This is a genomic window from Corallococcus sp. AS-1-12 (genome assembly GCF_020036995.1).
In the GTDB taxonomy this organism is placed as follows: Bacteria; Myxococcota; Myxococcia; order Myxococcales; family Myxococcaceae; genus Corallococcus.
Genome location: NZ_JAIQDD010000064.1, coordinates 1 through 8,994 on the forward strand (window position 1 = coordinate 1; position 8,994 = coordinate 8,994).

Here is an 8,994-nt window from a genome sequence, read left to right on the forward strand (position 1 = left end):
CAGCAGCGTGGCGAGATGCTGCATGTCCACGGTGGCCAGCAGCGGCGCCGGCGCAATGCTCGCGCGTGACGACGCCAGCAGGGCATCCACGTCCAGCGGCTTGCCCTCCGTGCTCTCCGCGAAGCACTCGGCACCCTCGGGCGCATCGGGCAGGTAGTAGAGCCGCGACAGGTCCTTGGTGGCTGGATCCGCCGGTATGCGCAGCATGGCCAGGGCAGCGGCTCGCACGGCTGGCCACTCGCGCGGAAGCACCGGGCGGCTCAGCGGCATGACGAGGCGCATGCAGAAGTCTGGTGGCCGGTGGCTGTGCGTGGTGTGCAGGGCGTATGCGTAGCCATCGCGCTCCAGCACTTCGAGCGGCGCCAGTTGCTCCGGCGTCAGGTGGTCCAAGTCAAAGACGGCAAGCGTGATGGCGTGCACGAAGTCGTTGCCGCGTCGCTCGCCGATGTCTACGGGGCTCCAGGCAGGACCGTTCTTCGCAGGGCACCGGCCAGGGCAGGGCGTCTGCGGGCATTGGCTGCGGCGATGCGTGGTGAGCAGTGCGCGCAACCGCGTCCAGTCCCAGTCCTCGACGCGCGGCGTGTTGTCCTGGGCGGATTCGTAGAATGCGACTTTCATGGGTGATATGTGCTCCAGCCGTGTGGCAGCGGGACCGCCCAGCACGGACGACGCCCTTCGCTGTCTCAATGGGGGCACTTTCCACGGGTGGCGTGCAGCGGCAGGCAGAGCCGAGTCACACGGCAACACCACACACAGGGGGGGTTGTCCTATCTCCTATTGGTTCTCGCGCGTATATATGTAGTTCTCTCTCAAGCTCTCTATGAAAGAGAGAGAACGAGAGTGATAGGTGTGCGGCCGGTGTGTTGGGCCCGCCGCCCTGCCTTGCGGTGCCGCGTCCCGCGCACGCGACGAAATACCCGCGAAAAAGCCACGGCCGAAGTGCGCCCCCATTTGCAGGGGAAGGGGCTGGAGCCTTGCCGGTGCTAGTGGCCACGCGCCGACGTGTCAGACGGCGATGCTACTCCCCAGGTCCTGGCCGTTGGAGGCAACCATGCGGGTCCATCCGGACACAGCAAGTCGGCACGCCCTGTATCCCGCCATGTCACAAGTGCGTGGGTGTTTCACGCAAAGCGGAGATTCGACCTCCGTGCGTGACTTGGCAGGTGTCTTGCTGGGCGCTGCGCACATTGTCGCATGGGGAGCGACGTGTTTCTCAACGCACGAGAGGGGCAAGGCGTGAAGAAGGGCAGTGCAGCGAAGCGGGAGTTTCATGTTTCACGCAGCGGAGCGTCGCGGCCGAGCCCGGATGAGCTGGTGAGCGAGATTCACAGGCGTCATGCGGCGGGCGAGTCCGGGCGGGCGCGGCAACTGGTGGACGCGCTGCTGCGCCTGCTGGAGCCCCAGCTGCGGCGGCAGGCCCGTGGCTACGAGAAGCTCAGCGGGTCGCTGCTGGAGGATGACCTCGTCCAGGTGGCGCTCCTCGAAGCGCTCAAGGCCGTGGAGACGTACAAGCCCGAGAAGCGAGGCCGGCAGACGTTCTCCACCTGGGTGGAGTGGCGGGCGCGCCGGGCCATCATGGAGCAGATCCGCCTGCACTATGCGGACGTCCGGCCCTCAGACGCAGCCCAGCGCGGGCGCAAGGGCCAGCCGAAGACGAGGCCCATGCCGCTGGTGAGCCGCGACGATGCGGCAGAGTCGCTGCCCGGCTCGCTCACGCAGATGCACGACGCGGCCTTGGCGCTGGAAGTGGCCACTGTCGAGGAGCTGTACGCGCTGCGCGAGGAGTGCGCGCGGCTCCGCCGCGAGGTGCTGCGGCTCGACCCGAAGATGCGGGAGCTGGTGTCCCGCGTCCATGGCCTGGGGCAGGAGGCATGCCGCATCCTCGATGTGGCCGAGGACTGGAACGAGCCACGCAGCCGGCTGGACGTGCTGCTGGCCCGTGCCCACGAGCAGCTCCGCGAGCGCCTGGCGGACATGGGCGACTGATGCCCGTCCTCGTCGCCCAGCGTGGCGGCCCGTGTGCCGCATGCGGCGCGTTCGTGCTGAAGGGCGAGCGCATCGAGTACACGCTGGGGACGGGGCCGCGTCACCTCGCGTGCGCCGACAAGGCGCCGGAGTTGCGGCGCAACCAGCACGCCGCGTCGTGCGTCCTGTGCGGCGTCCAGGTGCCGAGGGGCGCCGGAGCCCTGTCCGTCACGGAAACGTGCGAGGGCGGGGCGTATACGCGGCGCTGGGCGGTTTCCTGCTTGGACTTCCTGGCCTGCCACGAGCGCATCGTGGCGGCTCTGCCTGGATTGCAGTCACGTTGAACATGGCTTGAGGCCCCCCGGGTCCAAATTTGGGACGGTCGTCTCGTTCCTGCCTTGCTCGGCGGGCCCCCACGCTCGAAAAATCTTGAGAAAAACGCAGCCCCGCCCGCGATGTGTGCGGCGCGAAGCGGAAATCCTGCGCGCATCCCGCCCCCATTGAGGGAGGGATGGCACCTCCCACGAAGCTAACCCCTGAACTTCAGGCCGAGATTTGTGGCCACCTGGAGCGCGGCCTCTTCCGTCGCGCCGTGGCAGGCCTCGTTGGCGTGAATGAGCACACGCTTTCGCGCTGGTTTCATCGCGGTGCGGGAGAGGAACGGGGCCGCTTCCACGACTTTTTCCTCGCGGTAAGCGCGGCTGAAGCGCGCTTCATGCAGTCCGCCACGGACATGCTGATGGCGGCTGCCGCGCACAACCCGAAGCATGTGCAGTGGCTTCTGTCGCGGCGTTTCCCGGAGCTCTACGGGAGGAGGGACAACGTCTCGGAGGTGGCCCCCGAGGACAAGGCCGCCGACGAGCGCGCGCTGCGCGAGCTGCTGATGGACCGGCTGGGTCGCCTGTTGCCGGACGCTCCCGACGCGACGGCAGGCGCCAGCAGCGGGGGCGACGATGCGTCGTGAGCGCATGCCTTTCGCAGGGATGCTGGAGCAACTCGCCCCGGACGAATCCCCGGCCGCGTTCATGGTGCGCCAGGCCGGCACCCGCAAGGGACTGGCGCGCCTCTTCGGGAGGATGACCCATCCCGAAGTGGAAACGCTCGTCCACGACCTGGACTTCTGGGCGAGGCGCGAACAGGTGCCGCCCGCGTCGTTCGCGACCTGCTTCATCATGGCGGGTCGGGGCTTCGGCAAGACGTGGAGCGGGGCCCGGTGGGTCATCCAGAAGGCCCGGGAAGCGAAGTCCATCGGTGCCCTCGTCGGTCCCACTGCGGCTGACGTGCGCGACACGATGATCCGTGGATCCAGCGGCATCCTGGCCCTATCGCCGCCCTGGTTCATGCCCGTCTACGAGCCCAGCAAGCGCCGGGTGACGTGGCCCAACGGTGTCTATGCCATCTGCTACTCGGCGGATAAGCCGGACCGGCTGAGAGGCCCGAACTGCGGCTGGGCCTGGGGTGACGAGCCCGCCTCCTGGAAGCATGAGATGGCGGCATTGGACCAGCTCCCCATGGTGCTGCGCATCGGCACCGCAGCGCACCCGCCCCAACTGCTACTCACCGGGACGCCCCGGCCGCTGAAGAAGCTGGAGGAGCTGCTCTTCGCGGATGCGGAAGCAAAGACACTACGGCCAGGCGTGGTGCTGCGGACGGGCTCTTCGCTGGCCAACCGCGCCAACCTGGCGCCGAGTGCCGTCGCAACCATGCGCGCCCTCATGAACACGCGCTGGGGCCAGCAGGAGGTCCTGGGCCGGCTGCTCATGGACGTGCCTGGCGCCATCTTTGGCTCGGCAAAATGGGGCAGGGTAGAGGCGGACGCTCACGAGTACGCGCGGGGCCTGGACCGGCGCATCGTGTCCGTGGACCCGGCGCCTACCAGCGAGACGGGGTCGGACGAGACGGGCATCGTCGTCCAGGGTGTGAGAAGCAGTCCGCTTGTCGGGACGGATGGTGCGCCGCTCAAGCGCGTTTCGGTGCTCAAGGACGCGAGCCTCCGGGGCTCGCCGCGCGAGTGGGCCGCCGCCGCGATCCGCGAGTACCTGGCCTTCGGCTGCGACGCCTTGGTGGCGGAGGTGAACTCGGGCGGAGAGATGGTGGAGACGACCATCCAGACCGTGGCATCGGAGATGGGCGTCCAGGTCAATGTGAAGCCGGTGCGTGCGCGGGAGGCGAAGTCGAAGCGCGCCGAGCCGGTGAGCGCCCTGGCGGAGACGGGCCGCATCGAACTGGTGGGCACCTTCCCGAAGCTGGAGGCGCAGCTGTCCAAGTTCTCCGGCGTCAACGGCCGCCGCGATGACCGCGTGGATGCACTTTTGTGGGGCACGCACGAGCTGGTCTTCGCTGACTCGTTCTTCTGTTTGTAAGGGTGGATGCGATGAGCCTGTGGGACCGGATGAAGGCGGCTGTGGCGCGTCCTCCGCGCCAGGGAACGGGGCTGGAGCTAGCGCGCTGGCAGCAGGCTCCGCCACGCCGGGGGACGGCGCAGCTGCTGGCGGCGTACCGCGAGATGCCCTGGCTTAGGGCTGTCGTGGACGTGGTCGCGGATTCCGTGGCCGGGGTGAACTGGCGCGTGTACCGCCGCGTCTCGACGGACGGGCACCCGGTGAAGGACTACGCGCTGCGGAGCGCAACGCGCGAGGTCCGCGCCATGCGGCTGAAGGCCATGTTGGATGCTGGAGAAGTCCAGGAGGTGCCGGACCATCCCATTCTGCGGATGCTCGCGGACCCCAACGACTACCTGACGGGCCGCTCCGTGACGAAGTTAGTGCAGGTATACCTGGACCTCGTGGGCGAGGCCTTCCTGGTGCTGGAACGCGTGGCGGGCTTCCCCGTGGGCTTCTGGCCAGTGCCTCCCAACCTGGTCACCCGCCTGCCGGCGCTGGATGTCCCGCGTGAGCAGCGGACCTTCACTGTCTCGGTGGGCGGCATGACGCGGGAGATTCCAGCGGCGGACGTGCTCCACCTGCGCAACCTGGACCCGGAGGATCCGCTCGGGCGCGGCGTCGGCCCCGCCTTCGCGCTCGGAGACGAACTGGACACGGACGAGTTCGTGGCGCGATTCCTGCGCGCGTCCTTCTGGAACAACATGCTGCCGCCCGCTATCGCTTCCATCGAGGGCCTGACGGACGCGAACAGCGCAGGGGCGAAGGCCTTTAAGGAGTCGCTGGCGCGTGAGCATCAGGGTCCGGACAAGGCGGGCAAACTGCTCCTCACCAGCGGCCGGGTGACGTTCGCGCGCCTGGACACCAGCTTCCGCGACATGCAGCTGGTAGAGCTGCGGAAGTTCCTCATGGGCTTTGTCCGGATGACGTACCGGGTGCCGCCCGAAATCGTGGGCGACATCTCCAGCTCGAATAAGGCGACTGCCTTCGCGGCACGGGAGAACCTCGCCGAGCAGGCAACGTTCCCCCGCATGGAGTTCCTTCGCACCGAGTACCAAATGCGGCTGATGCCGCTGTTCGGCGACGCGGACGGCATCCTCGACTATGACAGCCCTGTTCCGGCGGACCGCGAGCACCAGTTGCGTGTCATGAGCACCATGCCAGAGGCCTTCAGCTACACGGAGTGGCGGGAGCTAGCGGGCTTCAAGCCGGACCCGAACCGGCAGGGCTATCCGCTGCCGATGCCGGGACAAATGCAGGATGGACGGCAGTCTCACGCCGAAATGGACTGTGGATCCGTGGAATAGAGGCGGAATGATTTTGCAGAAATCACGATTCGGAGATTACGGCCTACGGGGTCCACATCCATGACGAACGATAGACTGTCATATTTCGGGAGGTCCACGTTCGCTGCTCCCACATTGCTTGGCCATTCGTGTACTTCACGCTGTCATGAATTTCACTGAAGACACTTTCCGTGATCCAGGATGCGAAAACCCCGTCTCGCAGCGAGCAGAGCTTGGCTGCGTAGTTTGCAGCTCGTCCAACCCAGACGAGGTCGTTTGATCCGCGGATTCCGGTTCGTGCGACAAGTAGTTTGCTTGTATCTATGCCGACAGCTTGGCGCACCTCATACCCATCATTGGGGTACTGCGCTTTGAGCGCGGGATTGATTATCTTTCTGACGGCATGGTTGATTTTGAGAGCGGACCGAGCGGCGGAGGTGTTCTTGCTGTCGCCTATGAAGACACCCATTACGCGGTCTCCATCAAATGCGGTTATGGTTCCCCCTTCGCTTTTGATGATTCGGGATGCGCAAATTAGATACGACTTATATATTTCGGCTGCGAATAAAGCCTGCTTGGTGTCCACTAGTTGGGTGGATTCTGCAAGGTCGGCATAAAGGACGGTTGCGTCGAGTTCGACTGCATCGTTCCCTAGCGCGACCGATTCAGGCTCTGGGACTAGTCGTCCTTCACGTCTTTGCCAGCTTGTCTTGAAGATGGATGTTACTTCGGAGTGCAGGTCGTCACTGAGTGGCATTGTTTTATCGTGTTCCGAGGCGATTAGCCGCGATTTCAATTTCGGTGCAAACCGCGCTGAGTGCTGTTGGGATGTCCTTGGGGAGAGGTGCTATGTATGTCAGTGCGGTTACTCCAAGAAGATCGCTGGGTATCTTTAGATCGGTACTCCTTTCTTTAATCAGAAAGGCCCGTTCTCTTCCGACTCGCCCCATGAATAGTCCGAGTTCAAAAATTACGTTGTCGCGAGGCGCGTCCTGATCGTTGTTTCTGCTTGAAACATGGTCGTCTGGTCCGAAAATAAAAGCTGCGAAGTCGCAGTTGTCTACCTGCCTAAGCAGATCGTCAATGGTGACTCCAGATGGTCCAAAAATACCGTTGGTCCATAGACGCACTTCAATTGGGCTGTGCTTTAGGCCCAACTGAAGGTGCCGTGCAACGAGGAGACCTTCAGCAGACGAACCCACGAACATGACGGGACGTTCATTGGGGGGTCTGTGAAAGCGGTTCCGTTGTCGAAGGCGTTCCGCCATAACAAACGCCATGGAGCGCCAGAGCGTTGGGTGTACATCTGCGATCCGGTGAAAGTCTACCTCCAGAAGCTTAAGTGCCGTTACCGACTCCTTGGCCGTGACGGTTGCTGCGCGCGGGGCGGATGGATCAATAAGCGCCATTTCTCCAAGCGGCTCGCGAGGGCCTCGGTCGGCAACATGGCGCCCGTTTATGAATACGGAGGTTGTGCCCGACAGGATGAAGAAGATGCTGTTATCCGTGTCGTTCTGGGTCATTAGTGACTCGCCGGGCTTGAACTCGACCAGCGCGCCTGCATCGGCAAGTAGTTCTGCTAGGGCCGCATTGTGTTGCACGACTGCTTGTTGCTTAAGGGCCTCAATCAGCAGTCGCCGCCCTGCGTCACCTTCGTACCGCGCCTTCATCGCTCCCCCTATTCCCCAATGTGTGTGCCTGCTTCCAGTGTAGATCGACAAGGGCGGCGTGTCATGAGCGCTCCGTGGGCTGAAAGCAGGTCCCGGTACTGTCGGTAGTACCTGCTTGGGGCGAGGCGGCCGTCGCTCCGACCACTCGCGAATAGCGCCCCCATTGAAAGGGGGCATGCCGAATCCTCTTCGAAGAACTCGACGTCTAGTCGCGCAGAAGGACGCGCCTGTCCCTGGCGATGGGAGGCCGAAGGTTTTCACCTTCCGCGCGAACGATGCCGATTTTGACCGCTACAACGATCGACTGTCCGTCCAGGGCTGGCGGCTGGACGCATATGCGGCGAATCCCGTCGTCCTCTACATGCACGACGACGGATCTGGCGGGCTGCTCGGCGCGGGCCGCACGGACGTCCTGCCGATTGGCAAGGGACGCGCCTACATCCAGGGCGACGCCCTCCTTGTGGACATCGAGTTCGACCAGGACGACGAGTTCGCCCGGCGCGTCGAATCCAAGGTCGAGAAGGGCATCCTCAACGCGGTGAGCGTGCGTTACCGCATGCTGCGCTACCACGAGAACGAGCGCGGCGGTTACGACTGCGAAGAGCAGGAACTTCTCGAAATCTCCGTCGTCACGATTCCCGGCAACCAGCGAGCGGTGCGGCTGAAGAAGCATTCCGACGAGCGAGTGGCCCTCATCCGCGACATTGCGGACGCGGTGGTGAAGGCGCTGGGCCGCAAGGGCCGGAAGAAGAGCAAGGCCACGCCGCCCGCCGCACCTCCCTCCCTTTCCGCGTCCGACACCCATGCCCTTGCCGCTCACACGGCGCGGGCCCTGTTGCAGCACCTCCAGGAGAAAGCATGACCCCCGAGCAGATGCAGGAGATGGCGAAGTCGCTGGGCCCGCTGGTGGCCGCGCAGCTGGTGGAGCAGTCCAAGGGGCACCGCGACAGCTACGCGGCACTGCTGGGCTCAAAGGCGGGAGACACCGCGCCCGAGGAGCCCCGCCGCGCGCCGATTACCGGCAAGCACATGACGGAGGGCACGGGCCTCAACCTCATTCGCTACGTGAAGGCGAAGGCCGTTGCGCGCATGGACGGGCGCAGCGTGGTGGACGTGCTGAAGGGCTGGGGTGACGAGGTGGTGAGCAAGGCGCTCTCCCAGGGCAACTACTCGGGCCTGGGCTCCCTGGTGCATCCCCAGTTCGCCTCCGAATTCATCGAGCTGCTGCGCAACAAGGCCGTGGTGCGGCAGGCCGGCGCCCGCGTCATCCCCATCGGCGCCTCGCTCACCTTCGACCGGCAGTCCAGCACGGGCACGGCCTTCTACGGCGGAGAGACGAGCACCATCCAGGAGTCGGAGCCGGGCACGGACACGGTGTCCCTGTCCGAGAAGAAGCTCACGGCACTGACGGCGGTGCCCAACGACCTCATCCGCAACGCCTCCATTAACGCGGAGGAGTTCATCCGCAACGACCTGCTGAACATCATGGCGCTGCGGGAGGACATGGCCTTCCTGCGGGGCAGCGGCACGCAGCTGGAGCCGCGCGGCATCCGCAACCAGGTGGACGCGGCCCACGTCTACGCGGAGACAGTGGCCACGGCGGGCGCGCCCACGCTGGGCGAGATGAAGAAGGAGCTGAACAAGGCGAAGAAGAAGCTGAAGAAGGCCAACGTGCCCATGGTGCAGCCGGTG

At 65.0% G+C, this 8,994-nt stretch carries 8 protein-coding genes and 1 pseudogene; 7 read left to right on the forward strand and 2 right to left on the reverse strand.

The genetic code is table 11. The features are described 5' to 3' along the window. A pseudogene (locus K8556_RS38370) lies at positions 1–618 on the reverse strand (DNA primase); the annotation flags it as partial. Between the two features lie 696 nt (positions 619–1,314). Here K8556_RS38370 and K8556_RS38375 point away from each other — a divergent pair. The 5 genes from K8556_RS38375 to K8556_RS38395 all read left to right on the forward strand — a co-directional run bounded on the left by K8556_RS38375 (position 1,315) and on the right by K8556_RS38395 (position 5,653). Further along, positions 1,315–1,986 carry a sigma-70 family RNA polymerase sigma factor gene (locus K8556_RS38375; protein ID WP_223745104.1) on the forward strand — a complete coding sequence of 224 codons (672 nt, stop codon included), beginning with the start codon at positions 1,315–1,317 and terminating at the stop codon, positions 1,984–1,986. Beyond that, positions 1,986–2,309 (forward strand): hypothetical protein, encoded by a 324-nt coding sequence (locus K8556_RS38380; RefSeq protein ID WP_223745105.1) that lies wholly within the window; start codon positions 1,986–1,988, stop codon positions 2,307–2,309. Before K8556_RS38375 ends, K8556_RS38380 begins: the two co-directional genes overlap by 1 nt. 167 nt (positions 2,310–2,476) lie before the next feature. Next, a complete protein-coding gene (locus K8556_RS38385) occupies positions 2,477–2,929 on the forward strand; it encodes a hypothetical protein (RefSeq protein ID WP_120546264.1) in 453 nt (150 codons plus the stop codon). A gap of 4 nt (positions 2,930–2,933) precedes the next feature. Further along, positions 2,934–4,328, forward strand: a complete 1,395-nt coding sequence (locus tag K8556_RS38390) for a terminase large subunit domain-containing protein (protein WP_223745106.1) — start codon at positions 2,934–2,936, stop codon at positions 4,326–4,328. Between the two features lie 11 nt (positions 4,329–4,339). Continuing rightward, entirely contained in the window at positions 4,340–5,653 is a 1,314-nt protein-coding gene (locus K8556_RS38395) for a phage portal protein (RefSeq protein WP_223745107.1), read from the forward strand. Positions 5,654–6,393: 740 nt separating this feature from the next. On the opposite strand, the gene K8556_RS38400 is transcribed toward K8556_RS38395, so the two are convergent. Further along, positions 6,394–7,302, reverse strand: coding sequence for a TIR domain-containing protein (locus K8556_RS38400; RefSeq protein WP_223745108.1), 909 nt, complete (start codon positions 7,300–7,302; stop codon positions 6,394–6,396). Between the two features lie 175 nt (positions 7,303–7,477). On the opposite strand from K8556_RS38400, the gene K8556_RS38405 reads away from it, so the two are divergent. Next, the gene (locus tag K8556_RS38405) at positions 7,478–8,164 is read left to right on the forward strand and encodes an HK97 family phage prohead protease (RefSeq protein WP_223745109.1); all 687 of its coding nucleotides are present in this window, start codon (positions 7,478–7,480) and stop codon (positions 8,162–8,164) included. Further along, positions 8,161–8,994, forward strand: an 834-nt coding sequence (locus K8556_RS38410; protein WP_223745110.1) for a phage major capsid protein, incomplete at its 3' end; no start/stop codon positions are given. The genes K8556_RS38405 and K8556_RS38410, both read left to right, overlap by 4 nt.

Excerpts from the sequence above, each read along its gene's own strand:
- K8556_RS38380 (WP_223745105.1), top strand. The coding sequence starts at position 1,986 with ATGCCCGTCCTCGTCGCCCAGCGTGGCGGCCCGTGTGCCGCATGCGGC.
- K8556_RS38385 (WP_120546264.1), top strand. The coding sequence starts at position 2,477 with ATGGCACCTCCCACGAAGCTAACCCCTGAACTTCAGGCCGAGATTTGT.
- K8556_RS38390 (WP_223745106.1), top strand. The coding sequence starts at position 2,934 with ATGCCTTTCGCAGGGATGCTGGAGCAACTCGCCCCGGACGAATCCCCG.
- K8556_RS38395 (WP_223745107.1), top strand. The coding sequence starts at position 4,340 with ATGAGCCTGTGGGACCGGATGAAGGCGGCTGTGGCGCGTCCTCCGCGC.
- K8556_RS38400 (WP_223745108.1), bottom strand. The coding sequence starts at position 7,302 with ATGAAGGCGCGGTACGAAGGTGACGCAGGGCGGCGACTGCTGATTGAG.
- K8556_RS38405 (WP_223745109.1), top strand. The coding sequence starts at position 7,478 with ATGCCGAATCCTCTTCGAAGAACTCGACGTCTAGTCGCGCAGAAGGAC.